The organism is Leifsonia sp. Soil_N53 (assembly GCF_057655165.1).
Window position 1 is genome coordinate 13,191 of the sequence record NZ_JBDGMM010000033.1, and the last position, 25,341, is coordinate 38,531.

The 25,341-nt window shown below is 72.5% G+C and carries 25 protein-coding genes; 15 read left to right on the forward strand and 10 right to left on the reverse strand.

Features of this window, described 5'->3' with window-relative positions; genetic code table 11:
• Positions 1 to 8: 8 nt before the first annotated feature.
• The 4 genes from AC3A3H_RS02475 to AC3A3H_RS02490 all read left to right on the forward strand — a co-directional run bounded on the left by AC3A3H_RS02475 (position 9) and on the right by AC3A3H_RS02490 (position 3,685).
• Positions 9 to 794, forward strand: coding sequence for a crotonase/enoyl-CoA hydratase family protein (locus AC3A3H_RS02475; protein WP_487612958.1), 786 nt, complete (start codon positions 9 to 11; stop codon positions 792 to 794).
• Positions 795 to 924: 130 nt separating this feature from the next.
• On the forward strand, positions 925 to 2,376 hold the full coding sequence (locus AC3A3H_RS02480; protein ID WP_487612959.1) for a dihydrolipoyl dehydrogenase family protein: 1,452 nt from the start codon (positions 925 to 927) through the stop codon (positions 2,374 to 2,376).
• A gap of 80 nt (positions 2,377 to 2,456) precedes the next feature.
• Positions 2,457 to 2,822 carry a Fe-S oxidoreductase gene (locus AC3A3H_RS02485; RefSeq protein ID WP_487612982.1) on the forward strand — a complete coding sequence of 122 codons (366 nt, stop codon included), beginning with the start codon at positions 2,457 to 2,459 and terminating at the stop codon, positions 2,820 to 2,822.
• The gene (locus AC3A3H_RS02490; protein ID WP_487612960.1) at positions 2,819 to 3,685 is read left to right on the forward strand and encodes an SDR family NAD(P)-dependent oxidoreductase; all 867 of its coding nucleotides are present in this window, start codon (positions 2,819 to 2,821) and stop codon (positions 3,683 to 3,685) included. Before AC3A3H_RS02485 ends, AC3A3H_RS02490 begins: the two co-directional genes overlap by 4 nt.
• Here AC3A3H_RS02490 and AC3A3H_RS02495 read toward each other — a convergent pair.
• A complete protein-coding gene (locus AC3A3H_RS02495; RefSeq protein WP_487612961.1) occupies positions 3,660 to 4,109 on the reverse strand; it encodes an SIP domain-containing protein in 450 nt (149 codons plus the stop codon). The genes AC3A3H_RS02490 and AC3A3H_RS02495 overlap by 26 nt on opposite strands.
• A gap of 108 nt (positions 4,110 to 4,217) precedes the next feature.
• On the opposite strand from AC3A3H_RS02495, the gene AC3A3H_RS02500 reads away from it, so the two are divergent.
• Positions 4,218 to 5,288, forward strand: coding sequence for an ATP-dependent DNA ligase (locus tag AC3A3H_RS02500; protein ID WP_487612962.1), 1,071 nt, complete (start codon positions 4,218 to 4,220; stop codon positions 5,286 to 5,288).
• A gap of 70 nt (positions 5,289 to 5,358) precedes the next feature.
• On the opposite strand, the gene ligD is transcribed toward AC3A3H_RS02500, so the two are convergent.
• On the reverse strand, positions 5,359 to 6,378 hold the full coding sequence (gene ligD, locus AC3A3H_RS02505) for a non-homologous end-joining DNA ligase (RefSeq protein ID WP_487612963.1): 1,020 nt from the start codon (positions 6,376 to 6,378) through the stop codon (positions 5,359 to 5,361).
• A gap of 103 nt (positions 6,379 to 6,481) precedes the next feature.
• Between ligD and AC3A3H_RS02510 the strand changes: the two genes are divergently transcribed.
• Both AC3A3H_RS02510 and AC3A3H_RS02515 read left to right on the forward strand, forming a co-directional pair.
• A complete protein-coding gene (locus AC3A3H_RS02510) occupies positions 6,482 to 7,207 on the forward strand; it encodes an endonuclease/exonuclease/phosphatase family protein (RefSeq protein ID WP_487612964.1) in 726 nt (241 codons plus the stop codon).
• Between the two features lie 76 nt (positions 7,208 to 7,283).
• Positions 7,284 to 8,732 carry a lipase maturation factor family protein gene (locus tag AC3A3H_RS02515; RefSeq protein ID WP_487612965.1) on the forward strand — a complete coding sequence of 483 codons (1,449 nt, stop codon included), beginning with the start codon at positions 7,284 to 7,286 and terminating at the stop codon, positions 8,730 to 8,732.
• A gap of 19 nt (positions 8,733 to 8,751) precedes the next feature.
• Here AC3A3H_RS02515 and AC3A3H_RS02520 read toward each other — a convergent pair whose 3' ends face one another.
• A complete protein-coding gene (locus AC3A3H_RS02520; protein WP_487612966.1) occupies positions 8,752 to 9,378 on the reverse strand; it encodes a hypothetical protein in 627 nt (208 codons plus the stop codon).
• 74 nt (positions 9,379 to 9,452) lie between these two features.
• Complete coding sequence (locus AC3A3H_RS02525) at positions 9,453 to 9,848, reverse strand: DUF7144 family membrane protein (protein ID WP_487612967.1); 396 nt, start codon at positions 9,846 to 9,848, stop codon at positions 9,453 to 9,455.
• 115 nt (positions 9,849 to 9,963) lie between these two features.
• On the opposite strand from AC3A3H_RS02525, the gene AC3A3H_RS02530 reads away from it, so the two are divergent.
• Positions 9,964 to 10,266: a DUF1905 domain-containing protein gene (locus AC3A3H_RS02530; RefSeq protein WP_487612968.1), complete on the forward strand. Its 303-nt coding sequence runs from the start codon at positions 9,964 to 9,966 to the stop codon at positions 10,264 to 10,266.
• 26 nt (positions 10,267 to 10,292) lie between these two features.
• Here AC3A3H_RS02530 and AC3A3H_RS02535 read toward each other — a convergent pair whose 3' ends face one another.
• The 3 genes from AC3A3H_RS02535 to AC3A3H_RS02545 form a co-directional block, all read right to left on the reverse strand.
• Positions 10,293 to 11,219: an MBL fold metallo-hydrolase gene (locus AC3A3H_RS02535; protein WP_487612969.1), complete on the reverse strand. Its 927-nt coding sequence runs from the start codon at positions 11,217 to 11,219 to the stop codon at positions 10,293 to 10,295.
• A 114-nt stretch (positions 11,220 to 11,333) separates the two neighbouring features.
• On the reverse strand, positions 11,334 to 12,329 hold the full coding sequence (gene gap, locus AC3A3H_RS02540; protein ID WP_487612970.1) for a type I glyceraldehyde-3-phosphate dehydrogenase: 996 nt from the start codon (positions 12,327 to 12,329) through the stop codon (positions 11,334 to 11,336).
• A 105-nt stretch (positions 12,330 to 12,434) separates the two neighbouring features.
• Complete coding sequence (locus AC3A3H_RS02545; protein WP_487612983.1) at positions 12,435 to 13,379, reverse strand: GlxA family transcriptional regulator; 945 nt, start codon at positions 13,377 to 13,379, stop codon at positions 12,435 to 12,437.
• 66 nt (positions 13,380 to 13,445) lie between these two features.
• Between AC3A3H_RS02545 and AC3A3H_RS02550 the strand changes: the two genes are divergently transcribed.
• Positions 13,446 to 14,783 carry an MFS transporter gene (locus AC3A3H_RS02550; protein ID WP_487612971.1) on the forward strand — a complete coding sequence of 446 codons (1,338 nt, stop codon included), beginning with the start codon at positions 13,446 to 13,448 and terminating at the stop codon, positions 14,781 to 14,783.
• A gap of 101 nt (positions 14,784 to 14,884) precedes the next feature.
• Complete coding sequence (locus AC3A3H_RS02555) at positions 14,885 to 16,003, forward strand: hypothetical protein (RefSeq protein WP_487612972.1); 1,119 nt, start codon at positions 14,885 to 14,887, stop codon at positions 16,001 to 16,003.
• 19 nt (positions 16,004 to 16,022) lie between these two features.
• On the opposite strand, the gene AC3A3H_RS02560 is transcribed toward AC3A3H_RS02555, so the two are convergent.
• Complete coding sequence (locus tag AC3A3H_RS02560; RefSeq protein WP_487612973.1) at positions 16,023 to 16,565, reverse strand: cysteine hydrolase family protein; 543 nt, start codon at positions 16,563 to 16,565, stop codon at positions 16,023 to 16,025.
• A 39-nt stretch (positions 16,566 to 16,604) separates the two neighbouring features.
• Between AC3A3H_RS02560 and AC3A3H_RS02565 the strand changes: the two genes are divergently transcribed.
• The 3 genes from AC3A3H_RS02565 (at position 16,605) to AC3A3H_RS02575 (ending at position 18,905) form a co-directional block, all read left to right on the forward strand.
• The gene (locus tag AC3A3H_RS02565) at positions 16,605 to 17,054 is read left to right on the forward strand and encodes a (deoxy)nucleoside triphosphate pyrophosphohydrolase (protein WP_487612974.1); all 450 of its coding nucleotides are present in this window, start codon (positions 16,605 to 16,607) and stop codon (positions 17,052 to 17,054) included.
• Positions 17,051 to 18,085, forward strand: coding sequence for a zinc-dependent alcohol dehydrogenase family protein (locus AC3A3H_RS02570; RefSeq protein ID WP_487612975.1), 1,035 nt, complete (start codon positions 17,051 to 17,053; stop codon positions 18,083 to 18,085). Before AC3A3H_RS02565 ends, AC3A3H_RS02570 begins: the two co-directional genes overlap by 4 nt.
• A 214-nt stretch (positions 18,086 to 18,299) precedes the next feature.
• Positions 18,300 to 18,905, forward strand: coding sequence for an HD domain-containing protein (locus tag AC3A3H_RS02575; RefSeq protein WP_487612976.1), 606 nt, complete (start codon positions 18,300 to 18,302; stop codon positions 18,903 to 18,905).
• Between the two features lie 78 nt (positions 18,906 to 18,983).
• Here AC3A3H_RS02575 and AC3A3H_RS02580 read toward each other — a convergent pair whose 3' ends face one another.
• Positions 18,984 to 21,467 (reverse strand): penicillin-binding protein, encoded by a 2,484-nt coding sequence (locus AC3A3H_RS02580; RefSeq protein WP_487612977.1) that lies wholly within the window; start codon positions 21,465 to 21,467, stop codon positions 18,984 to 18,986.
• Positions 21,468 to 21,615: 148 nt separating this feature from the next.
• On the opposite strand from AC3A3H_RS02580, the gene AC3A3H_RS02585 reads away from it, so the two are divergent.
• Entirely contained in the window at positions 21,616 to 22,110 is a 495-nt protein-coding gene (locus AC3A3H_RS02585; protein WP_487612978.1) for a DUF2510 domain-containing protein, read from the forward strand.
• 53 nt (positions 22,111 to 22,163) lie between these two features.
• On the opposite strand, the gene AC3A3H_RS02590 is transcribed toward AC3A3H_RS02585, so the two are convergent.
• Positions 22,164 to 24,710 carry an ATP-dependent Clp protease ATP-binding subunit gene (locus AC3A3H_RS02590; RefSeq protein WP_487612979.1) on the reverse strand — a complete coding sequence of 849 codons (2,547 nt, stop codon included), beginning with the start codon at positions 24,708 to 24,710 and terminating at the stop codon, positions 22,164 to 22,166.
• 117 nt (positions 24,711 to 24,827) lie between these two features.
• Between AC3A3H_RS02590 and AC3A3H_RS02595 the strand changes: the two genes are divergently transcribed.
• On the forward strand, positions 24,828 to 25,341 hold a 514-nt coding region (locus tag AC3A3H_RS02595; RefSeq protein ID WP_487612980.1), incomplete at its 3' end, for an NAD(P)/FAD-dependent oxidoreductase.

The following is a 25,341-nucleotide window of genomic DNA, read 5'->3' on the forward strand; positions in this document are numbered from 1 at the left end:
TGAGAGGCATGAGCGAACCGAAGATCCTGACCGAGCGGCGGGGCCACGTGCTGCTGATCGGTCTCAACCGTCCCGACAAGCGCAACGCGGCGGACTACGAGCTGCTGAACGCCCTGGCGGAGGCCTACGGGGAGCTCGACCGCGATCCCGAGCTGCGGGCTGGCGTCGTGCACGCCGTCGGCGACCACTTCACCGCCGGGCTCGACCTCGCCGATGTGGGTCCGCGCATCGGACCGGGCGGCCTGTCGTTCGTCAGCGAGACGGGCGTCGACCCGTGGGGAGTGTCCGGCCCGCGCGTTCGCAAGCCGGTCGTCGTCGCGGTGCAGGGCACGTGCCTCACGCTCGGCATCGAGCTGATCCTGGCGGCCGACGTCGCCGTGGCGGCGCGCTCCACCCGGTTCGCGCAGATCGAGGTCGCCCGCGGCATCCTGCCGTTCGGCGGAGCCACCATCCGCTTCCCGCGCGCGGCCGGCTGGGGCGCCGCGATGCGCTACATCCTCACCGGTGACCCCTTCGACGCCGACGAGGCGTACCGGATGGGGCTGGTGCAGGAGGTCGTGGACGACGGCACGCAGCTCGACGCGGCGCTCGCCATCGCCGAGCGGATCGCCGCCCAGGCCCCGCTCGCCGTGCAGGCGACGCTCGCCAACGCCGTCACCGCGATCCGCGACGGCGACGCCGCGGCGGAGGCGGCGCTGCAGCCGGCGCTCGTCCGGCTGGCCGGCAGTGAGGACGCGCGGATCGGCATGGAGGCGTTCCTGACGCGGAGCACGGCGGAGTTCGTGGGGCGCTGAGGAGGCAACCATGAACGACGACCGACCAGCATGACGGCCGACCAGGCACCATGAGCAACCCAGCACCACACGCAACCCAGCACCCCAGGCAACCGAGCACCACAGCCGACCAGGCATCCCAGGAGGAGACATGTCCGCAACGACCGAGTACGACGTCATCGTCATCGGAGCCGGCGCCGTCGGAGAGAACGTCGCCGACCGCGCCGCCCAGGGCGGGATGCGCACGGTGATCGTCGAGGCCGAGCTCGTCGGGGGCGAGTGCTCGTACTGGGCCTGCATCCCGTCGAAGACTCTGCTGCGTTCGTCCGCCGCGCTCCGGGCGGCGCAGCGCGTGGGCGGAGCACGGGAGGCCGTGACCGGGCCGCTCGACGTCGCCGCCGTGCTCCGCAGGCGCGACTACATGACCAGCGACTGGACCGACGACGGGCAGGTGAAGTGGCTGAAGAGCGCGGGCATCGACCTGGTCCGCGGCTGGGCCACCCTCTCCGCGCCGCGCGAGGTCACCGTGACGAGCGAGGACGGCGTCACGACCGTCCTCACCGCGAAGCACGCGGTCGCGGTCTGCACCGGCTCCGCCGCGGTGCTGCCGGACATCCCGGGCCTGCGCGAGAGCGAACCCTGGACGAGCCGGGACGCGACGAGCGTCCAGCGCGTGCCGGTCTCGCTGGCGATCCTGGGCGGAGGCACCGTCGGCACCGAGATGGCGACCGCGTACGCGGGGTTCGGCACCGAGGTGCACCTGATCGCGCGCAGCGGGCTGCTCGGAAGCCTCGAGCCGTTCGCCGGCGAGCGCGTCACCGCGTCGCTGAAGGAGCTCGGGGTGAAAGTCCACGTCGACGTCACGACGGAGTCCGTCGAACGCACCGAGGACGACCGGTTCCGCATCCGGCTCGGCGACGGCACGGTGCTGGAGACCGACGAGCTGCTGGTCGCGACCGGCCGGCTCCCTCGCTCGTCCGGCCTCGGCTTGCCGGCGTTCGGGTTGGAGGACGGCGCCTGGCTCAACGTGGACGACAGCATGCGCGTGCTCGACGCGGCCGGCGAACCGGTCGACGGCGGCTGGCTCTACGCGGCGGGCGACGTCAACCACCGGGCGCTGTTCACCCACCAGGGCAAGTACCAGGCCCGCGCGGCGGGCGACGCGATCGCGGCGCGCGCGAAGGGCCGTGAGGTCGGAATGGCCCCGTGGGGAGCCTTCGTCGCGACCGCCGACCACCAGGCCGTCCCGCAGGTCACGTTCACGGAACCGGAGGTCGCGTCGGTCGGGCTCACCGCGGCGGCCGCGGCCAAGGCGGGCTACCGCATCCGCGTCGTCGACCACCCCATCGGCTCGGTGAGCGGCGCCTACGTGCTGGCCGACGACTACGACGGGATGGCCCGCATGATCGTGGACGAGGATCGCGGGGTCGTCCTCGGCGCGACCTTCGTCGGCCAGGACGTCGGCGAGATCCTGCACTCGGCGACGGTGGCGATCGTCGGGGAGGTGCCGCTCGACCGGCTGTGGCACGCCGTGCCCTCCTACCCCACCGTCAGCGAGATCTGGCTGCGGCTGCTCGAGACCTACGGCCGGCCCGAGAAGTGACCCCGGAACCCGAGCCGGACGGCGCCGTGCACACGGACGGGCCCGCGCACCCCGACGATGCCCAACGCGCGGCGACACCCCTGCGCGCGCTCTCCGCGGTCTTCCTCGACTCGCCGGTCAGCCGGCTCGGCTACCTCTACGCCACGGCCGTCGGGCTGGTCTGGGGCTTCGTGTGGAGCACCGGGCGGGTGGAGCGGCGGGCCGGGCTGTTCGTGTTCCGCGGGATGCCGCGGCGGACGTTCGGCCGCGGCGGGTCGTGCGTCGGCGCCTGCTACCTCACGGATCGGAATGTGACCGACGACGTCCTCGAACACGAGGGCGTCCACAAACGGCAGTGGCAGCGCTACGGCATGCTGTTCCCGTTCCTCTACCTGCTCGCGGGCCGCGACCCGCTCCGGAACCGGTTCGAGATCGAGGCCGGCCTCGAGAAAGGCGGCTACCGATGACCACTGCACCGGGAGGCCCGCGGCGCACCGTCGTCGTGACCGGGGCCAGCTCCGGCATCGGCGCGGTGGCCGCGGCGCGGCTCGCGGCGGCCGGCGACGACGTCGCGGTGGTCGGGCGCGACCCGGAGCGGACGCGCGCCGTCGCGGAGCGGATCGGGGCGACGGCGTTCCTCGCCGACTTCGAGCGGCTGGACGACGTGCGTGAGCTCGCCGCGGCGCTCCTCGACCGTTACGACGGCATCGACGTGCTCGCCAACAACGCGGGCGGCCTGTACCACGAGCGCCGGGTCACGGCCGACGGGCACGAGCGCACCATCCAGCTCAACCACCTGGCGCCGTTCCTGCTCACCCAGCTGCTCCGGCCGCGGCTGGAGGAGACCGCGGCGGCGGGACGCGACGTGCGCGTCGTCGCCACCGCCAGCGTGGCCAACCGGTTCGGGAGCCTGCGGCTGGACGACCTCGACTGGGAGCGGCGGCGCTGGCGGGGCGGCTGGCAGGCCTACGGCACGTCCAAGATCGCGACCATCCTGTTCGCGGCCGAGCTTGCGGAGCGGCTGACCGGCACCGGAGTCTCCGCCTACTCGTTCCACCCCGGCACGGTCGTGACGCGCTTCGGGGCGAGCTCGCCGCTCATCCGGTTCGGCGGGGCCGTCACGGGCGGCCGCTACGGCGTCACGCCCGAGGCCGGCGCCGCGCCGCTCGAACGGCTTGCCGGCCCGCTGCCGGTCGGAGCTCCGAGCGGGACCTACTTCGACCGGTTCACGGCCAACGGCAGGGTGACCGCGCAGGCGAAGGATCCGCAGCTCGGGCGCGATCTCTGGACGCTCAGCGAGGGCATCACGGGAGTCGCGCTGCGGAGCTGACTTCCTCGGGGCGCATGCCCACCCCGTCCACGAGAAGTTCCGTGACCTCCGTGACCAGCGACCACGACCCCGTGACGATGGCGCGCGTCGCGCCGGGGCCGTCGCACAGCATCTCGGTGCTCCACGCGCGGACCGCGCGGGCGGCGGCCTCCCCAGGGACGCAGCGCTCGGCCGTCCCCGGCCGGCCCGACCGCTGAGCGCGCACCAGCCAGGTGACCGTCATCCGGATCGGCGCGGTCAGCGGGACGATCCCGCTCTGCTCGGCGACCTCCACGAACACGCGGCCGCGAGCGCACAGCGGCAGGAGCGCGAGCTCCGCCTCCAGCTCGGCCAGCGAGGTCTCGTCGCCGACGACCAGGAACTGGACCCGGTCGTCGTGATGCGCGGTCGCGGACGTGTGGGCGGCGTGGTCGGGTCGGTACATGGCGATTCGATTATAGGTGAGCCTCACCTAACCTTTTCTGCGAGCGCGTGGACCGCCCGGCCACCCGCCGCTCTTCCGGATGCGTTCCCGTCGCGGCATGATCGAGACATGCGCCCGACCTCCGAGTCCCCCGTCGCCCCCATGCTCGCCAAGGCGGTCCCCGCCGTGCCCGACCAGGACAGCGTCCCCGGCGGGCTCAGCTTCGAACCGAAGTGGGACGGTTTCCGCGCCATCGTCTACGCCGACGACGCCGGCGACGGCAGCGTCGGCGCGATCGAGATCGGGAGCCGCGGCTCGAAGATGCTGACGCGGTACTTCCCGGAGCTGGTCGCCGCGTTCCGCGAGCTGCTGCCCGGCCCGTGCGTGCTGGACGGCGAGATCGTCGTCCCCACCGGCGAGCCGGGCGCGCAGCGCCTCGACTGGGAGGCGCTCTCGCAGCGCATCCACCCGGCCGCGAGCCGGGTGAAGCTGCTCTCCGAGCAGACCCCGGCCGAATTCGTCGCGTTCGACCTGCTCGCCCTCGGCGCCGAGTCCTACCTCGACCGGCCGTTCGCCGAGCGTCGTGCGGCCCTCGAGGACTTCGCCGGCGACCTCCCCGACCCCATCAAGGTCACCCGGACCACCCTCGACACCGAGCGCGCCCGGCAGTGGCTGGTCGAGTTCGAGGGCGCCGGGCTCGACGGTGTCGTGGCCAAGCCGCTCGACGGCGTGTACGCCCCGAACAAGCGGACCATGCTCAAGATCAAGCACCACCGCACCGCCGACGTCGTCGTGCTCGGCTACCGGGTGCACAAGAGCGGCCAGGGCGTCGGATCGCTCCTCGTCGGGCTCTACGGGGACGACGGGGTGCTCCGCAACGTCGGCGGGGTCTCCGCGTTCAGCGACAAGGTGCGCCTCCAGCTCGTCGACGACCTGGAGCCGCTGGTCGAGCGCGACGACAGCGGCGCGGCGGTCACCGGCGAGACCGACCGCAGCCGGTTCTCGGCGAGCAAGGACGTCTCGTTCGTTCGCCTGCGCCCGGAGCGGGTGATGGAGGTGCGCTACGACCAGATGGAGGGCTGGCGCTTCCGGCACACCGCGCAGTTCGAGCGCTGGCGCCCCGACCGCGACGCGGCCTCCTGCACCTACGACCAGCTCGACCGCCCCATCGCCTACGACCTCGCCGACGTCATGTCCTGACCATCTCTTCCGGAGCTGTGTACGCGACACGCCGGAGACGGGCGTGCACAACTCCGGAACGGATGGCTGGTTATGCCTTCTTGGCGCGGGAGGGTTGGACGCGCGGGGGCTCGCCGGGCATTTTGGGGTAGTCGGGTGGGAAGGGGAGCTCGCCGAGGCCGGCGTCGAGGTCGCGTTGCCACCAGTCCAGGAGCGCGTCGATCGTGCCGGGGCGCTCGCCGAAGTCCTGCCACGGGTCGCCCGTGCTGCGCAGCCGCTCCGGGACCGTGCGCACTGTGAAGTCACGCGGGTCGACCGACGGCAGCTCGTCCCAGGTCACCGGCGTCGACACCGGCGCGTGACCCAGCGCGCGGGGACTGTACGCCCCCGCCATCGTGCGGTCGCGGTTGGCCTGGTTGAAGTCGACGAAGATCCTCTCGCCGCGCTCCTCCTTCCACCACGCCGTGGTCACCTGCTCGGGCATCCGTCGCTCCAGCTCGCGCGCCGCCGCGATCACCGCGTGCCGCACGTCGAGGAACTCCCGCTTCGGCTCGATGGGCGCGAACACGTGCAGGCCGCGGTTGCCCGAGGTCTTGATGTACGCCTCCAGCCCGGCCTCCGCGAGCACGGAGCGGAGCTCGACGGCGGCGGGGACCGCGTCGGTGAAGTCGGTGCCGGGCTGCGGGTCGAGGTCGATCCGCAGCTGGTCCGGGTTGTCCGAGTCCTCCGCGCGCGACGGCCACGGGTGGAAGACCACGGTGTTCATCTGGGCGGCCCACACCGCAGCGGCCGGCTCGTCGATCACGAGCTGCGGATGCGACCGTCCGCTCGGGTAGACGACCATCACCGAGCGCACGAAGTCCGGCGTGCCGCGCGGCGGGTTCTTGGAGAAGAACTGCTCGCCGTCGATCCCGTCCGGGAAGCGCTGCAGCGACAGCGGGCGGTCGCCGTTGGCCCGCACGAACGCCTCCCCCACCTCCACGAGGTAGTTCGCGAGGTCGAGCTTCGTGATCCCCAGCTCCGGGTAGAGCACCCTGCCCGGGCTCGAGATGCGGAGCTCGCGCTCCCCGTGCGGACCCGGGATGCGGAGGATGACTGCGTCGCCTGCCATGCCACCACCGTACCGGGCGGACGGGCGATGACCAGGGTGTGAATTCCGTGTGCGATGCACCCCGTTCGCATCGCACGCGGCTCAGAGTGGGCCACAATGAGCGGTGACCGCCCGAGGACGACCCGGGCGGCCTCATGACGCGAGGAGGTGCGGGGCTCTGAAGATCATCAGCTACAACCTGCGCAAGCACGCCGCCGGTCACGAGCTCGAGGACATCGCGAAGACGTACGACGTCGACGCCCTGTGCCTGCAGGAGTGCGACAGCGAGGCGCTCGCGCCGCGGCTGCACGACCTCCAGCTCGCCGACGCCACCCGGGCCAACCGGCTCGGCCTCGCCGTGTACGTGCGCGACGACCGCTACGAGGTGCTCGACACCCAGGTGTTCGCGGTGCACAAGTCGCTCCACGACCGCGTGCTCGCGCCGGCGAACGAACGGCTCCTCGCCGTGCTGGTGCGCGACCGCGACTCGGGCGAGCGCGTGCTGGTCGGGTCCTTCCACGCGGCGCCGCTGACGGCCTCCAACTCGCTGCGGCGCAAGCAGATCGCCGCCGCCCACCAGGGGATGCGCTCGCTCGCGCCCGACACGCCCGCCATCATGGTCGGCGACTTCAACTACCCGTGGTTCATCCGCGGCCTGGAGCGGCACCTCACGACGGCCGGCTACACGCTCAAGCGCAGCGACGAGCCGACCTACCTGCGCTACAAGTTCTTCAGCGGCTACTTCGACTTCGTCACCTCGACGGGCTTCGAGGTGGACCGGGTGGATGTGCTCCCAGCCGGCGCGTCGGACCACCGGGCCATCCGGCTCGACGCGGAGCTGGCCGCGTAGCGTCGCGCGGCCCGGGCCTCCGGGCCCTCCGATCCGGCGTTCGCGGGCCGGCCCGGCGAGCGTACGGTGATGATCGATGGACGCTCTGGGCTGGCTGGCCGGGACTGATTACACGATCGCGCGCGAGATCCTGCAGCGCGGGGTCGCGGCCCTCTACGTCGTGGCCTTCCTGTCCGCGGCGGCGCAGTTCCCCGCCCTCCTCGGCGAGCACGGCCTCCTGCCCGTGCCGAGATTCCTGCGGCTGAGCTACGCGCGGAAGCAGCCGACGCTGTTCCGCCGGCGGTACTCCGACCGGCTGCTCCTCGTGGTCGCCTGGACCGGCGCCGCACTCGCGGCACTCGTGGTCGTCGGCCTGCTGCAGCTCACGCCCTCGTACGTCTTCGTGCCGGTGTTCCTGGTCATCTGGTTCCTCTACCTGTCGATCGTGAACGTCGGCCAGACCTTCTACGGGTTCGGCTGGGAGAGCCTGCTCTGCGAGGCCGGCTTCACCGTGGCGTTCCTCGGCGCGTGGGACACGGCTCCCCCGATCACGATCGTCATCCTGCTGCGCTGGCTGGTGTTCCGGCTGGAGTTCGGGGCGGGCATGATCAAGATGCGCGGCGACCGCTCGTGGCGCGACCTGACCGCGCTGTACTACCACCACGAGACCCAGCCGATGCCGAACCCGCTCAGCCGGACGGCGCACCTGCTGCCGAAGTGGTGGCACCGCGTCGAGGTGCTGGGCAACCACTTCGCGCAGCTCGTCGTGCCGTGGCTGCTGTTCCTTCCGCAGCCCGTGGCGAGCGTCGCGGCCGCGGTCGTCATCCTGACCCAGCTCTGGCTCGTGGCGACCGGGAACTTCGCCTGGCTGAACTGGATCACGATCGTGCTGGCGTTCGCGGGCGTGAGCGACGGCGCGTGGCGGTGGATCAGCGGCGGCGCGATCGACGGCGGCATCGGGGCTGCGGACGTACCGCTCTGGTACGCGGTCGTCGCGCTCCTGGTGAGCGCCTTCCTGATCGCGCTGAGCTGGTGGCCGCTGCGGAACCTCTTCCGGCGCCGGCAGCTGATGAACGCGAGCTTCAACCGGTGGCATCTGGTGAACGCCTACGGCGCCTTCGGAAGCGTCACGAAGGAGCGCTACGAGGTGGTGGTGGAGGGCACCGCGGGCGACCCGCACGACGCGGGCGCCCGCTGGCTCGAGTACGGCTTCAAGGGCAAGCCGGGCGACGTGCGGAGGCTGCCGCGCCAGTACGCGCCGTATCACCTCCGGCTGGACTGGCTGATGTGGTTCCTCGCGCTCGGGTCCCGGGACTCGCCGTGGTTCGAGGTGTTCCTGCTGCGGCTGCTGGAGGCCGACCGGCCGACGCTGCGACTGCTGCGGAGCGACCCGTTCGACGGTGCGGCGCCGCGCGCGGTGCGGGCCAGGATGTTCCTGTACCGGTTCGCGACGCGGGCGGAGAAGCGCGCGAGCGGTGACCGGTGGGTACGGACCGAGGTGGGCACGCTGGTTCCCCCGGTCGCTCTGCGCGATGGCGGGCACTGAGACGCGACACCGGGCGGCGTCAGTACCCCGTGCGCTCCTCCTGCAGCCGGGCCAGGTCGCGCCAGATCAGCAGCTTGAGCCGCGCGGGCTTCTCGCGCTCGTAGTCGTCCTTCAGCGCCTCCACGCCCGAGAACGCGTCCAGCCCCGCCTCGATCGCCCGGCCGACCTCGTCCCAGGCGTCCTCGCGGCCGCGCTCGACCAGTGCGGCCAGCTCCTCGTCCGAGTCGGCCTTCGCCCGCAGGGCGCCCGCCAGCGCGACGGCCGCGTCGTGCCGCAGGCGCAGGTTCGCCACGTCGACATCGCGATAGTCGTGCGGGTGGGTGGCGTCGCCGCGCAGGCCCTGCGCGGCCTCCAGGTCGGCCTCGATCCGGCCGGCGGCCTCCCCCTGCTCCGACGCCAGCTCGCGCAGCAGGTGGGCCGCCTCGCCTGTGTGCCTGGCGGGGTCGAAGTCGTTCCCGTACTGCAGCGTGTCGACCACGATGTGGTTCTTGACGGCCATCCGGGTGGCGTATTCCGCGAGGAGCATACCTTCGTCGACGGTCTGATCCAGCGTGGGCGCGGCGGGCTCTGGCAGGGCGTCCTCGTCGAAGGGACGCGTGCGCACGGTCTTCAACGCGCGCTTCCTGAGCCAGTTCGGCCAGCGCATGGCCACAGCCTTTCGGGTCGGTGGGACGCCGGGCGTCGGCGCCACCTCCCATTCTGTCCGATCGCGCCGACAGCTCAGCCGCGGGCGGCGAAGAAGGCGTTGGCGCGGCGCGTGTAGAGCAGCGACAGCATGACGACCGCCCAGAGGATCTCGAGGATCCCGCTGAAGAACTGCAGGCTGAACAGCAGGATGACGCCGCTGATCGCGTTCAGGATCATGACGATGGTGACGAGTCCGCGCGCGAACCGGCTGCCGTTCAGCAGGCCGCGGGCGACGATCAGGATCACGATGCCGAGGATGATCCCCAGGATCGCCGACGTGGTGATCCCGGCCATGGCGCCCGCGTCGGACGACTGGACCATCTGGTCGCGCGTGAACAGGATCACCACCCCGCCCACGATGTTGAGCACGCCGTTGATGTAGGCGAGCACGGCGACGAAGGTGACGGAGCCGGGGCGGGTGGCGGGCATGGGTCCTCCTGAGGGTCGTGGTGAGGATAGCGCGGCGGGCGCGACGGCGGGCAGAGGGGTCCGGGGCGAGCGAGGAGGCCGGCCGGATGTCGGCGGGCCGTGCCAGGCTGGGGGCATGGCCGGTGTGCGCTACGAGTTCGAGACGGAGCTGTTCCGGTGGGAGGCCCGGCGCGACCTGTGGGTGTTCGCCCGGCTGCCCGACGACGTGTCGGAGGAGATCCGGCTGCAGCCGCATCCGTCCGCCGGGTTCGGCTCGGTCAAGGTGATGGTGACCCTCGGCGGGTCGCGCTGGTCGACGTCGGTGTTCCCGGAGAGCGCGGAGGGCGCGTACGTCCTGGCGATCAAGGGCGACGTGCGGCGGCGCGAGGGGGTGGGGCTCGGCGACCGGGTGACCCTCGGCGTGGAGACGATGCTGTAGGCGCCGGCCACGCGGTACCGGCCGGGTCACGCGCCGCGGGCCGCGTACTCCCGGTGCTGCGCCGTCTGCCGGAGCGCGGAGAGCAGGGTGGCGCCGGCGAGGGCGTCCCAGCCGCCCGTCCAGGTCAGGGTGCTGGCGGTCTCCCACACCGTGCCGCCGGGATGCGCGGCGACCTCGTCCGTGCGGCGGAGGTGGTGGGCGGCCAGCGCCGCGCAGCGCTCGCGCAACCCGGTGAACGGCTCCTCGTGCCCGGGGAGGGCGCGGAGACCATCGCGGTCGAGCTGCGCGACGCGGTCGAGCGAGTCGAGGTAGTCGGCGATCGGGTTGGATGCCGTCGGGCCGCCGAGCCCCAGCCCGGAGTTGACCGTCGGGAGCACGTGGTCACCGGCGACGAGGAGGCCGGCCTCCTCGTCGTGCAGGCAGAGGTGGCCGTCGGTGTGGCCGGGGGTTCCGATGACGCGGATGCTGCGGCCGGGGATGTCCAGCACCGCGTCGTCGGCCAGCACGCCGGTGATGACGGCGTCCACGAGCTCGGCGGCCGGGCCGGTGGGCATGGCCGCGACGGCGAGCAGTTCCGGCCGCCGCTCGGCCGGAACGCCCCACGCCTCCAGGTCGGGCGCCGGGAGTCCCGCCGCGATGAGCCCGAGAGCCGCCCGCTCGCGCTCATGGAGGAGCACGGCGGCGCCGGTCGCGTCCGCCAGCGCGGCCGCTCCGCCGGCGTGGTCGGGGTGGAGGTGCGTGAGCACGATCGACGCGACAGGAGCGTCCGCGATCGCCGACCGGAGCGTCTGCCGGGCCTGGGCGGTGGGCGAGCCGGGGTCGATCACGTGGAGACGGCCCGCCGCGTCCTCGATCAGGTAGGCGTTGCTGAAGCCGAGGCCGCTGAACGACGGCATCGGCACCCGCACGCGGCTGACGCCGGGCGCGATCGTCTCGGCGGGGGTCGGCGGCATCCCTTCACGCTAGCCGACGCGCCGCGGGGCTGTCGCGCCCATGACCCGACGACGCCCCGGAACGCAACGGACCGCGCCCCGGTGAGGGACGCGGTCCGTGTGCGGTGCGGGCGGTCAGCCCGCGAGCAGGCCGAGCGTGTCGACCACGCGGTTGGAGAAGCCCCACTCGTTGTCGTACCAGGCGACGACCTTGACGTGGCGGCCGTCCACCCGGGTCAGCTCGGAGTCGAAGATGGACGACGCCGGGTTGCCGGTGATGTCGGAGGAGACGAGCGCGTCCTCCGAGTACTCCAGGATGCCGGCGAGCGGCCCCTCGGCCGCGGCACGGTAGGCGGCGAGCACGTCGTCGCGGCTGACGTCACGGGCGACGACCGTGTTCAGCTCGACGATCGAGCCGACCGGAACGGGCACGCGGATGGAGTCGCCGGACAGCTTGCCGTCGAGCTTCGGGAGGACGAGGCCGATCGCCTTGGCGGCGCCGGTCGTGGTGGGGACGATGTTGACCGCCGCGGCGCGGGCGCGACGCGGGTCGCGGTGCGGGCCGTCCTGCAGGTTCTGCTCCTGGGTGTACGCGTGCACCGTGGTCATGAAGCCGTGCTCGATGCCGGCCAGGTCGTCCAGGACGGCGGCGAGCGGGGCGAGGGCGTTCGTGGTGCAGGAGGCGTTCGACACGATCGTGTGGACGGCCGGGTCGTACGCGTCGGTGTTGACACCGAAGGCGAGGGTGACGTCGGCGCCGTCGGCGGGGGCGCTGATGAGGACCTTCTTCGCGCCGGCCTCCAGGTGGGCGCGCGCGGCGGTCGCGGAGGTGAACCGGCCCGTGGACTCGAGCACGATGTCCACGCCGAGCTCGCCCCACGGGAGCTGGGCGGGCTCGCGCTCGGCGAGAACGCGGATACGGCGGCCGTCGACCACCAGCACGTCACCGTCGACGGAGACGGGCCGGCCGAGGCGACCGGCGGTGGAGTCGAAGGCGAGGAGCTTGGCGAGGGCGGCGGGCTCGGTCAGGTCGTTGACGGCCACGACCTCCAGGTCGCTGTCGCGCTCGATCAGGGCGCGGAGGACGTTGCGGCCGATGCGGCCGAATCCGTTGATGGCGATGCGGGTCATGCGGAGGGGATCCTTTCGTTCCCCCACAGCCTCGCCCGGGCGGCGCGGCGCCGACAGGGGCGCGATCGCCATGGTTCGAAAGGATTCCGCCAGGCGTGGATCGGGTCAGCCGGCGTCGCCGCTGAAGGTCCGGCGGTACTCGCTCGGGGTGGTGCCGAGGATGCGCTGGAAGTGCAGCCGCAGGTTCGCGCCGGTGCCGAGGCCGACATCCGCGGCGATCTGCTCGACGCCGAGCTCGGAGCGCTCCAGCAGCTCGCGGGCGACGTCGATGCGCGCCCGCATCACCCACTGCATCGGCGTGTACCCGGTGTCCTCCACGAACCGGCGCGAGAAGGTCCGCGGGGAGACCGCGGCCCTGCGTGCGAGCACCTCCAGGGTGAGCGGATCGCCGAGCCGGTGCAGCGCCCACTCGCGCACGGCTGCGAACCGCTCGCCGAGCGGCTCGGGCACGCTCCGCGGGACGTACTGCGCCTGCCCCCCGCTGCGGTACGGCGCCGCGACCAGGCGACGGGCGGCATGGTTGGCCGCGGCGATGCCGTGGTCCCCGCGCAGGATGTGCAGGCACAGGTCGATGCCGCTCGCCGCGCCCGCCGAGGTGAGCACGTCGCCCTCGTCGACGAACAGCACGTTCTCGTCCACCCGGATGAGCGGATAGCGCCGCGCGAGAGCGCGGGTGTAATGCCAGTGCGTCGTGGCGCGCTTGCCGTCGAGGAGGCCGGTGGCCGCGAGCGCGAAGGCGCCCGTCGAGATCGCCGCCAGCCGGGCGCCGCGGGAGTGGGCGGCGAGCAGTGCCTCCACCACGGCGGTCGGCGGGTCGTCGCGGTCGGGATGGCGGTACCCGGGCAGGAAGACGATGTCCGCCCAGCCGAGCGCCTCCAGGCCGTGCGCCACGTGGTACGACAGCCCGTCGCCTCCGGTCACCAGCCCGGGCGCCGCCCCGCACACGCGGACCTCGTACGGCATGCTCGCGCGCGTGGTGAAGACCTGGGCGGGGATGCCGACGTCGAGCGGCTTGGCGCCCTCCAGCACGAGGACGGCGACGCGATGCAGACGGTCCGGCACGGGATCAGGCTAGCGGGACGCGCCGAGTCCTACGCTGAAAGCCATGGAGTTGTCGTGACCTCCGGCGACCGGATCCGAGCGGCGGACGAGGAGCTGCGCAAGCGCGTGCAGCGCCGCACGCTGACCGTGGTGGTCGCCAGCCAGGTGCTCGGCGGCGCCGGGCTCGCCGCCGGTGTCACGGTCGGGGCGCTCCTCGCCCAGCAGCTGGTCGGCGCCGACTCGCTCGCCGGCCTCCCCGCCGCGCTGTTCACGCTCGGCTCGGCGGGCGCCGCCTTCGTCGTGGGCCGGGTGAGCCAGCGCCGGGGACGGCGCGTCGGCCTCGGGCTCGGCTTCTGCGCGGGCGGGCTCGGCGCGCTCGGCGTCGTGGTCGCGGCGGCCACGGTGAACATCCCGCTGCTGTTCGTCGCCCTCCTGGTGTATGGCGCCGGCACCGCGACGAACCTCCAGGCGCGCTACGCCGGCTCCGACCTCGCCGCGCCGTCCGCCCGCGGCACCGCGGTGAGCGTGGCGCTCGTGTCGACGACCCTGGGTGCGGTCGCGGGCCCGAACCTCGTTGCGCCGATGGGCTCGGTGGCTGCCGCGCTGGGGATCCCGGCGCTGGCAGGGCCGTTCCTGCTCGCCGCCGCGGCGTACCTCGCGGCGGGACTCGTGCTGGCCGTGCTGCTCCGGCCCGATCCGCTGCTGCTCGCGCGCCGGCTGGCGGCGGATGCGGAGGCGGAGGAGACGGAGGAGTCGACAGCCGAGGATGCGGCAGCCGAAGACGAGACAACAGCGGAGGAGCCGGCGACCGCGACCAGCGCATCCCCTCCCCTCCCGCCGGTCGGCCGTGGCGCGATCGTCGGCGCCGCCGTGATGATCCTGACCCAGATCGCCATGGTCGCGATCATGACCATGACACCGGTGGAGATGCGCGCCCATCATCACGACCTGTCCGAGGTCGGCGTTGTCATCGGCATCCACATCGCCGCCATGTACCTGCCGTCGCCGCTCACCGGCCTGCTCGTGGACCGGGTCGGCCGGATCCCGATCGCGATCGCCGCCGCCGTCACACTGCTCGCCGCCGGGATCGTCGGCGCGGTGGCGCCCGCGGACTCGCTCGGCCTCCTGGTGCTGGCCCTCGCCCTCCTCGGCCTCGGCTGGAACTTCGGCCTGATCTCGGGGACCGCCCTCGTCGTCGACGCGACCGTCCCGGCGAACCGCGCGCGCACGCAGGGCACGATCGACGTGCTGATCGCACTGGCCGGCGCGGGCGGCGGCGCGATGTCCGGCGTCGTGATGGCGAGCGCGGGCTACGCCCTGCTCTCGATCGCGGGCGGGCTGCTCTCCGCGCTGCTGGTGCCCGTGGTGTTCTGGGCGATGCGCCCGCGCGCCGCCCTGGACGCCAGACCCTGAGCTCGTCCGAATCCGCCAGTCACCGGCGGCCGGGACGCGCCTACTCTGGGTGCTGTCAACGCCGATTTCCGACGCCGACGCCCGGACGATCGGAGGGCACCATGGGATGGAGACTCAAGAACCTGACGACGGCGACCTCCGGGGCGCCGCACGCCGTCTACCAGCCGACCGCGTGGCTGTTCGCGCAGTTCACGCGCCACGTCGTGTTCCAGGGCTACAACTCGCAGACCGGAGGGGACGGCCAGCTCTACGAGCTGTACTGCAGCGCGAGCGACGACTGGTACGTCAAGAACCTGGTCTCGGAGGCGGGCGGCGCGGCAGCGGCGACCAACTCCAACGGCTACATCTGGGCGCACCAGGGCTCGCAGCACGTGGTGTACCAGGGCCAGCGGTTCGACGGTCACGTGCACGAACTCTGGTACACGGAGGACGACGGCTGGAACGCGAACGACCTCACCGAGGCCGCCCACGCGCCGCTCACCCTCTCGCAGCCGTTCGGGTACGAGACGTACTACGACGGGACGCAGCGCGTGGTCTACCAGGCCCGCGGCGGCGGCCACATCCACGAGCTGAGCAACTCGGGCGACGGCTGGCACGACCTCGACCTGACGGCGGCGACCGGAGCCCCGCCGTGCGCGCCCGACGCCGCGCCGACCGGCTACTCGTTCGAGGATCAGAAGACCGCGCACGTTCTGGTGCGCACGGAGCTGGGGCACCTCCTGGAGTTCTGGAGGGACGCCTCCGCCTGGCACTGGGGCGACCTCACCGCGGCCACCGGCGCGCCGGTCGTGAGCGACGCGGAGACCGTCACGGGCTACGTGTTCCGCGGGCAGGGCACCCAGCACATCGACTACGTGGGCGGCAACGGGCACCTGCACGAGCTGTGGTGGGACACGTCGGGCTGGCACCACTACGACCTGACCACGGCGGCGGGCGCGGTCACCCCGTACCCGACCTCCAGCCCGGCGGGTTATGCGTTCGAGGCCGGCCTGTTCCAGCCGGTTGCGACGCAGCACGTGATCTTCACGGGGCAGGACGGCCTCGTCCACGAGCTCTGGTGGCGCGAGGGCGTCTGGCACACCAACGACATCGGCCCGCTGGTCGGGGCACCGCCGATCGTCGGCGACCCCGTCGCGTTCGTGGAGGTCGACGGGGGGACGCAGAACGTGTTCTACCTCAGCGACGCCCACGAGATCATCGAGCTGCGCTGGACGCCGTGAGGGCGGCGGTGAGCGAGAGCTAGAGCTCGACCTCCGCCGCGCTCGCCACCCCGAACTCCTGGCCCGGATAGCGCAGCCCCGAGAAGTAGCGGTTGGTGTGCGCGACGATCTGCTCTGCGGCGATGGTCACGCCGTCCCACTCCGCGTCGGTCGTGGTGTGCGCGTCGCCGACGAGCACCACGTCGTAGCCGCGCACGGCGGCGCTCTGCGTCGTCGTGCGGATGCAGTAGTCGGACTGCGCGCCCGCGACGACCAGGCGGGTGACGTCGAGCGCCTCCAGCACCTCGTCCAGGTCGGTGCCGGCGAACGCGTCGCGGTACTCCTTGCGGACCCGCGCCTCCCCCGCCGCGGGCACCAGCGCGTCGGCGAGCTGCCACGGTGCGCTCTCCCACGGGAGGTCCTCCTCCTCGTGCTGGACCCAGACCACCGGGGTACCGGCGGCGCGCGCCCGGTCGACCAGGGCGGCGGTGCGAGCGACCACGCCGTCCGCGTCCAGGCAGCCGGGCAGCACGCCCTTCTGGAGGTCGATCACGAGCAGGGCGGTGGGGTTCGTGTCGGTCACGTGACCATCCTGGCAGCCCGGACGGGGCAGGATGGGACGGTGACCGCATCGAGCCCGCCCCTGAAGGTCGTCGCCGCCGTGATCGTGCGCGACGGCGCCGTGCTCGCCTGCCGGCGGGCCCGGCACAAGGACGCCGCCGGGCGATGGGAGTTCCCGGGCGGCAAGGTGGAGCCGGGCGAGGCCCCGGAGGACGCGCTGCGGCGGGAGCTGCGCGAGGAGCTCGGCGTGGAGGTGCGGGTGGGCGCGCTCCTGGACCGGACCGCCACCGGGCGGGTGGAGCTCGCCTGCTACGCGGCGACGCTCGTGGGCGCGGCGCCGACGGCCTCCACCGACCACGACGAGCTGCAGTGGCGCGGGCCGGGCGATCTCGCCGGCCTCGACTGGGCGGACGCGGACCGGCCGGTCGTCGCGCTGCTCGGGAGCGCCGGTGTCGAGGGTGCGGCCGCGGCAGCCGCGTCGGCCGCCGCGATCGAAGAGGAGGCCCGATGAGGGCGCTGCACTACGAGACGTTCTCCGGCCCGGTCGCGGTCGGCGACCTCCCCGCCCCTGAGCTGCCGGACGGCGGCGCGCTGATCCGCGTCGGCGCGTCGGGGCTGTGCCGCAGCGACTGGCACGCCTGGGCCGGCCACGACGACTCGGTGCGGCTGCCGCACGTCCCCGGCCACGAGTTCGCCGGGGTCGTGGAGGCCGTCGGAGCGGGCGTCGAGCACTGGCGACCCGGCGACCGCGTCACGGCCCCGTTCGTCAACGGCTGCGGCCGGTGCGAGTGGTGCCGGTCGGGCCAGGCGCAGGTCTGCCCGGAGCAGACCCAGCCGGGCTTCACGCACTGGGGCTCGCACGCCGAGCTCGTCGTGGTCCGGGCGGCCGACCTCAACCTCGTCGCCGTCCCCGACGGCCTGCCGGACGCCGCGGCCGCGGCCCTGGGCTGCCGGTTCGCGACGGCCTACCGGGCGCTGACCGCCCGCGCCGGCCTCCGTGCCGGCGAGTGGGTCGCGGTCTACGGCGCCGGCGGCGTCGGGCTGAGCGCCATCGTCATCGCCCGCGCCCTCGGCGCCCGGCCGATCGCGGTCGACCGCTCCCCGGCCGCGCTGGAGACGGCGGCGCGGCTCGGCGCCGCGCACTCCGTCCCCGCCGGACCCGACGCTCCGGAGGCGATCGCCGCGCTCACCGGCGGAGGCGCGCACGTCGCCGTCGACGCGGTGGGCTCCGCCGAGACCGCCACCGCGGGCGTGCTGTCGCTGCGGCGCCGCGGCCGGCACGTGCAGATCGGGCTCCTCGCCGGCGGCATGCCCGTCCTGCCGCTGGACCGCGTGATCGCCTGGGAGCTCGACATCCTCGGCAGCCACGGGATGGCGGCCGCCGACTACCCCGGGATGCTGGCCCTCGTGGCGTCCGGCGCCCTCCACCCCGAACTGCTGGTCGGCCGCACGGTCGGCCTGACCGAGGCAGCCCACCTCCTCCCCCTCGCCGAATCCGCCCCCAGCACCGGCATCACCGTCCTCGACCCCACCCGCCCCTGACCTCCACCCGCGACCGGGCAGCAGGTTGCGAGCGGAGGAGATCCACAGCGACACGCCGGGCGATGACAGCGAACGGAGGAGATCCGGCGGGTCCTGAACCGGAAGTCCTCCGGTGCAGACGTGGCGGGCGCCCGCGCTGCCGGCACCCGCAATCGGGCCGGAATCAGGCGGCATCCGGCCGGATCTGTACGACCCTCCGCGGCAGGATGGAGGCATGCGCCTCGCCGACATCCCCGCTCCCGACTCCGCCGCCGCCCGCGCCGCACTGGAGCTCGCGACCGAGTACCACACCCCGGCCCTGCTCAACCACGTGCTGCGGTCCTGGCTCTGGGCGGAGGGCTTCGCCACCGTCGAGGGGCTGCACGGCATCGACCGCGAGCTGCTCTACGTGTCGGCCGTCCTCCACGACATCGGGATCGTCCCCGCCTTCGACAACCACACCCTCGCCTACGAGGACGCCGGCGGCCACGTCGCCAAGGCGCTGACCGCGGGCGCCGGGTGGCCGGCCGCGCGGCGCACCCGCGCGCACGAGGTGATCGTGCGGCACAACTGGCCGGAGGTCGACCCGGCGTTCGACCCCGAGGGCCACCTCCTCGAGATCGCGACCGCCCTCGACATCTCCGGCGTCCGCCCGGACGTCCTCGCCGAGCCCTTCCGCCGCGAAGTGCTCGCCGCCTTCCCCCGCCTGACCCTCGCCACCGAGTTCACCGCCTGCGTCACCGACCAGGCCGCCCGCAAACCCACCACCGCCGCCGCACGAATCGTCACCGCCGGAGTCGCGACCAAACTGCTCCACAACCCCCTGGAAACCCTCACCTAACGCGCCGTCGAGCACAGGAAATACGTCACGATTTCATCGACTTCACGACGTTTTTCCTGTGCTCGCGGGCGGGGGGGGCTAGCCGTTTCCGGGGCCGCCGCCTCGGCCGTTGGTGGGGGTTGGTTGGGGGGTCGGCGGGCCCGTGGGGGTCGGGGTGGCGGGGTTCTGGCCGGAGCTGAGTTGGAGGGTGATGCTCGCGCCCGGGTCGACGGTGGAGCCGGCGGACGGGTCGGTGGACGCGACGGTGCCGGCGGGCTGGTCGCTCGGGATCGGCGTCTGGTCGACGGTCACGTCGAGGCCCAGGCCCTGGAGCAGCGACGTCGCCTGGTCGGGCGTCTTGCCGCTCACGTCGGGCACCGTCACCTGGCTGCCGTACAGGACGGAGCTGTCCGGCTTCGGGAACGAGTCGCCGCCGTAGAGGGCGTCGAGCGCCCTCAGGATCGGCTTGGTGATCGAGAACTTGACGTTCCCGCCGCCGACGCCGTTGAACTCCAGGCTGCGCAACGGGGTGGACCCCGACACGTTGCCCACCCAGGTCGCCTGGGCGACCTTCGTGGTGGAGGTGATCATCCAGTTCTGCAGCGAGTCGTCCGTCGTGCCGGTCTTGCCCATGATCGGGGTGCCGTCGTACGGGTTCGCGCTGGCCGCCGTGCCGCCGCCGCGCATCACACCCTGCAGGGCGTAGGTGATCCCGCTCGCGATGTTCTTCTGGAGGCCCTGGGTGCACGTCGACGGGCTCACCTTGTGGGCGCTGCCATCGGCGTTGACGACCTTGTCGATCGCGATCGGGGTGCAGACCGTGCCGCCGTTCGCGATGCCCGCGTACGCCGTCGCCATGGTCAACGGCGCGATGTTGTTCGTGCCGAGGATCATCGACGGGTAGGAGTTGAGCTGCGCGCCCGTCTTCGCCGGGTGCACGCCGAGGCTCTGCGCCGCCTTGAGGATCGAGCAGAGATCGGTCTCGGTGGCCATCTTGGCGAACGCCGTGTTCACCGACTCCGCCGTCGCCGACATCACCGACAGCCGGCTCGCCGAGCCCTCGTCGTTGGACACCGGCCACGGCGGACCGTCGACCGGCCCGCAGCTGCTGGAGAAGTCGGACATCGGGAAGGTGTGCTGGGAGGCGTCGATCGTCTCGTAGAGGCTGTGGCCGCCCTCCAGCCAGCCGGCGAGGTCGAACGCCTTGAACGTCGACCCGGTCTGGAAGCCCTCCGAGCCGCCGTACGCCTCGTCGGTGTTGTAGTTCACCGCGGTCGTGCCCGGTTGCGGCTGGTCGGTGTTGTTGAACGCGCGGTTCTGGACCATGGTGACGATGCGCCCGGTGCCGACCTCGACGGACACGTTCGACGCGCCGATGTCGATGTCGGGACGCGACCCCGGGATGTACGAGGACAGCGACTGCTGGGCGACGGCCTGGAGGTCGAGGTTCAGAGTGGTGTAGATCTTGAGGCCGCCGCGGTTGAGGGTCCCCCATCGGTCGGCGCTGGTCTTGCCGTAGGCCGGGTCGTTCAGGATGACGTCGCGGACGTAGTCGCAGAAGAACGCCGCGTTGACCTGCTGGGCGCTCGCGCACCCGGAGGTGGTCGGCGTGATCGTGGGCTGGACCGGCGTCTTCTTGGCGGCATCCCGGTCGGCCAGCGTGATCTTGTGGTTGACGTACATGCGGTCGAGCACGTAGTCGCGCCGGGCCTTGGTCAGCTTGTAGCCGTTGGCCGCGCCGTTGTCCTTGTTGTCGGGCTCGTCGATGCGCAGGTTGGACGGGTTGTTGTCGATGGCGATCAGGGTCGCCGCCTGCGGGAGGGTCAGCTTGGCCGCCGTGGTGTTGAAGTAGTACTCCGACGCCGCCTCGATGCCGTAGACCTGACCGCCGAAGCCGACGACGTTCAGGTAGCCGAGCAGGATGTCCTCCTTGCTGTACTTCTTCTCCAGGCCGACCGCGTAGCGCATCTCCTGCACCTTGCGCTGCAGGGTCACGCCGGCCGCGTCGGTGTAGCAGGCCTGGACCTTCTTCTGATCGGTGAGCCCCTCGCAGTGCTCGACCTCGACGTTCTTGACGTACTGCTGAGTGATCGAGGAGCCGCCCTGCACGTCGCCGCCGACCACGGTGGAGAGCGCGCCGCGCACGGTCCCGAACACGTCGACGGCGCCCTCGCTGTAGAAGCGCGGGTCCTCGGCGGAGGTCGCGGCGTCCTTCGCGACCTGTGCGACGTCGTTCCAGCCCACATCACGCCGGTTCTGCGCGTAGAACTGGGCGATCGGGACGTCGTTGCCGCCCTGCTTGGCGTACACGGTCGAGTTCTGCGCGAACTGCCCGATGTTCAGGTCGGCCGGCAGCTTGTTGAAGTCGCTGATCCCTGCAGCCGCCGCTACGCCGGCTCCCAGGAAACCCGGAAGAAAGAACAAGGCGGAGAGCACTGCCGCGACGAGGGCGAGCGCCACGAACTGCACGATCGCGGCGTTCCTGGTGCGCGGAGTCCGCAACTCGAACCGCTTCAGCGGCTCGAGACGCTCGTCGATCGCCTGCAGGCGCGGGGAATTCTGGAATCTGTCCGGGTTGGGCACGGGTCCACGCTTCCAGGGTCTGCTGTGGGACGGGTTGAGGTACGCACTGTACCCCTATGGGGACTTTCAGGAAGGGTGCCCCGAGCTGGGGATGCCGGGCGACTGTGTGTGCTCCGTAGACTGCCCGGACGAACTGCGAGGAGCACCTGTGACGACACCTGACGCCGGCTGGTACACCGATCCGGGAGACGCGCAACGCGTCCGCTGGTGGAACGGGGCGGGCTGGACGGAGCATGTACGCCCGCACCCCGAGGCCGTCCAGCCGGTTGCACCCGTGTATCACGTACAGCCTGCGTATCCCACGCAACCCGCCTTCGCGGCACAGCAGCCATACCCGCAGCAGTACGGCTACGACCCGCGGTCGGCCGTCGCACCGCGCCGCGCGGATCGCGAGCGCCAGATGCGCCGCAACAACCCGTGGGCCTACACCGGCCTGCTGCTGACGCTCATCGCGCTCCTCATCAACCCGTTCTCGGTCCTCTCGCTCCTCGGGGCCGGATTCTCGATCGCCGGGCTCGTGCGGGCCGCCACCGTCGACCCCTCGGTGCGCTACAACGGCCGGGTCACCGCGATCATCGGTCTGGTCATCGCGCTGCTCGCCACCGGCTTCTTCTGGGTGAGGTGGCTGCAGCTCCTCGGATGACGGAAAAGGCGCCGGCCCCCGAAGGAGCCGGCGCCTCGCACCGCTGAGCGACCTTATGCCGCTGCCGCGAACACCGCCCGCGCGTGCACCTGCAGGGCGCCGTCGACGGCGTCCACCACGACGGTCCCGCCGTCCGCGACGTCCCCTGCCACCATCAGCTCGGCGATCCGGTCGTCCACCTCGCGCTGGATGACGCGGCGGAGCGGGCGGGCGCCGTACTCCGGCTCGTAACCGGCGTCGGCGATCCACTGCACCGCGGCGTCCGTGACGTCGAAGCCGATGGACCGGTGCGCCAGCCGGGCGGCCGTCGCCTGCAGCAGCAGGCGGACGATGTCGCGCAGCTGCTCGGCGTCCAGCTTCCGGAACAGCACGATCTCGTCGATGCGGTTCAGGAACTCGGGGCGCATGGCCTCACGGAGCTTGCCCATCACCCGGTCGCGGATGTCCTTGTCGGAGGCGAACCCGTCGGAGCCCGCCGGCACGAAGCCGAGGGCGCCGCTGCGGGAGGCCAGGAACTCCGAGCCCAGGTTGGAGGTCATGATGACGACCGTGTTGCGGAAGTCGACCGTGCGGCCCTGACCGTCGGTCAGCCTCCCGTCGTCCAGCACCTGCAGCAGCAGGTTGAACACGTCGGGGTGCGCCTTCTCGATCTCGTCGAACAGCACCACCGAGTACGGGTTGCGGCGCACGCGCTCGGTGAGCTGGCCGGCCTCGTCGTAGCCGACGTATCCGGGAGGGGCGCCGACCAGGCGGGCGACCGTGTGGCGCTCGCCGAACTCGCTCATGTCGAACCGGATCATCGCCTTGTCGTCGCCGAACAGCGACCCCGCGAGCGACTTGGCCAGCTCGGTCTTGCCGACGCCGGTCGGGCCGAGGAACAGGAACGACCCGACGGGACGGTGCTCGTCGCCGAGACCGGTGCGGTTGCGGCGCACGGCCTTCGCGACCGCGGTCACCGCGTCGTCCTGGCCGATGACACGTCCGTGCAGCTCCGACTCGAGGGCGGCGAGCCGCTCGCGGTCGGCCTCGCCGATGCGGGACACCGGGATGCCCGTCGCGCGGGACACGATCGCGGCGATCTCCGGCTCGTCCACGACGGCGTCGGCCGCGTGGCGAGGCGCCGAGCCGAGCTCGTCGATCTGCCGCTGCACGGCCTCCATCTCGTCGCGCAGGCGCGAGGCCTCCTCGTAGTGCTCGGCGGCCACGGCGGAGTTCTTCTCGGACTCCAGGGTCGCCAGGCGCTGCATCAGCTCGGACGCGTCGACGCGCTTGCCGAGCGACAGGCGCAGCCGGGCTCCCGCCTGGTCGATCAGGTCGATCGCCTTGTCGGGCAGGAACCGGTCGGAGATGTAACGGCTGGAGAGCTCCACCGCCGCGCGGACCGCCGCGGGCGTGTACGTGACGGCGTGGTGCTCCTCGTATGCGGCGCGCAGCCCGTCCAGGATGAGCACGGCGTCCTCGACGCTCGGCTCGCCCACCATCACCGGCTGGAAGCGGCGCTCCAGCGCCGGGTCCTTCTCGATGCGGCGGTACTCCTTGAGCGTGGTGGCCCCCACCAGGTGGAGGTCGCCGCGCGACAGCCGGGGCTTGAGGATGTTGCCCGCGTCCATGCCGCCGGACTCGCCGGACCCGCCGGCGCCGACCACGGTGTGCAGCTCGTCCACGAACACGATCAGCTCGTCCTTGCCCGCGCTGATCTCGTCCATGAGCTTGGTGAGCCGCTCCTCGAAGTCGCCGCGGTACCGGGTGCCGGCGACCATCCCGGCGAGGTCGAGCGCGACCACCTTCTTGTCGCGCAGCTGCTCGGGGACGTCGCCCGCGACGATCGCGCGGGCGAGGCCCTCGACGATCGCGGTCTTGCCGACGCCGGCCTCGCCGACCAGGACGGGGTTGTTCTTCGTCCGGCGGGAGAGGATCTCCACCGTCTGCTCGATCTCGTCGAGCCGGCCGATGACCGGGTCCAGCTTGCCGTCGCGCGCGAGCGCGGTCAGGTCGGTGCCGAACTGGTCGAGCATCGGGGTCGCGGAGTCGTCCGCGGTCTCGGAAGCGTCCTCGGCTCCCCCGCCGACCGTGGCGGACTGCCGCATCGCGTTCGTGAGCGAGTCGGGCGTGACGCCGGCGGCCTGGAGGACCTGACCGGCGGGCGCGTCCTGGCCGATCACGAGCGCGAAGAACAGGTGCTCGGGGTCGATGTACGTCGAGCCGGAGGCGCGGGCCACCTGGTAGGCGTGGAACAGCGCGCGCTGCGCGGACGCGGTGATCGAGGCGCCGTCGGCGTCGATCGGCTCACCGGAGGCGGGCAGGCGCTGCTCGGCGGCCGTGACGACGGTCGACGGGTCGACGCCGATGCGCCGCATGGCGTCCGCGGCGGGCTCCTCGCCGGCCATCACACGGAGGATGTGCAGGGAGTCCAGCTCGCTGTGGCCGTGCTCGAGGGCGTACCGGCCCGCCTCGGCGAGGAGTTCCTGCGTGCGCCGGCTGAGGAACCGGCTGATGTCGATGGAGCGCGCGGCGCGGGCGCGCTCGCCCGCGAGGTAGCGCGAGAGGAACTCGTCGAAAGAGTTCTCGCTGCCGCTCTCAGGGGTGAAGTTCTCGGGCACCTGATCTCCTGTTTCTGAAAGTTGAGTTATGTGCACTCAAGTTCAACGTCGCGGGGGTGCCATTATTCCGGGATGCGGGGACCAGTTCCGGCTCCCGGCCCGGTGTACGGTCGCCGCATGGGGAAGCAGGGCGTCTCGACGCAGTCCGGACCGGCCGTCGTCGTGATCGGCGACGGCGTCGCGGGCGCGGGCACCGCCTTCGCCCTCGCCCGCCGCGGCGCGGCGGTCACGATCGTGGACGCCGGCCTCCCCGGCCGGGCCACCGACGCCGGCGCGGGCATCGTGCAGCCGTGGAGCACGAACGCGGGCGGCGACTTCTACGAGCTGTATGCGGGCGGCGCCGACTTCTACCCCGAGCTCATCGCGCGGCTCGCCGAGGCGGGCGTGCACGACATCGGCTACCGGCGCTCCGGCGCGTTGGTCGTCAACCGGGACGCCGCGGTGATCGACGAGGTGGAGGCCCGGGTCCGCGTCCGCGCCGCGGCCTCCCGGACGGCCGGCGAGGTGCGGAGGGTGACGAACGTGGAGGCGCGCGAGCTGTTCCCGCCGCTGGCCGCCGGCCTCGACGGCCTGCACGTCGCGGGAGGCGCCCGGGTCGACGGGCGCGCCCTGCGGGCGGGACTGCTCGACG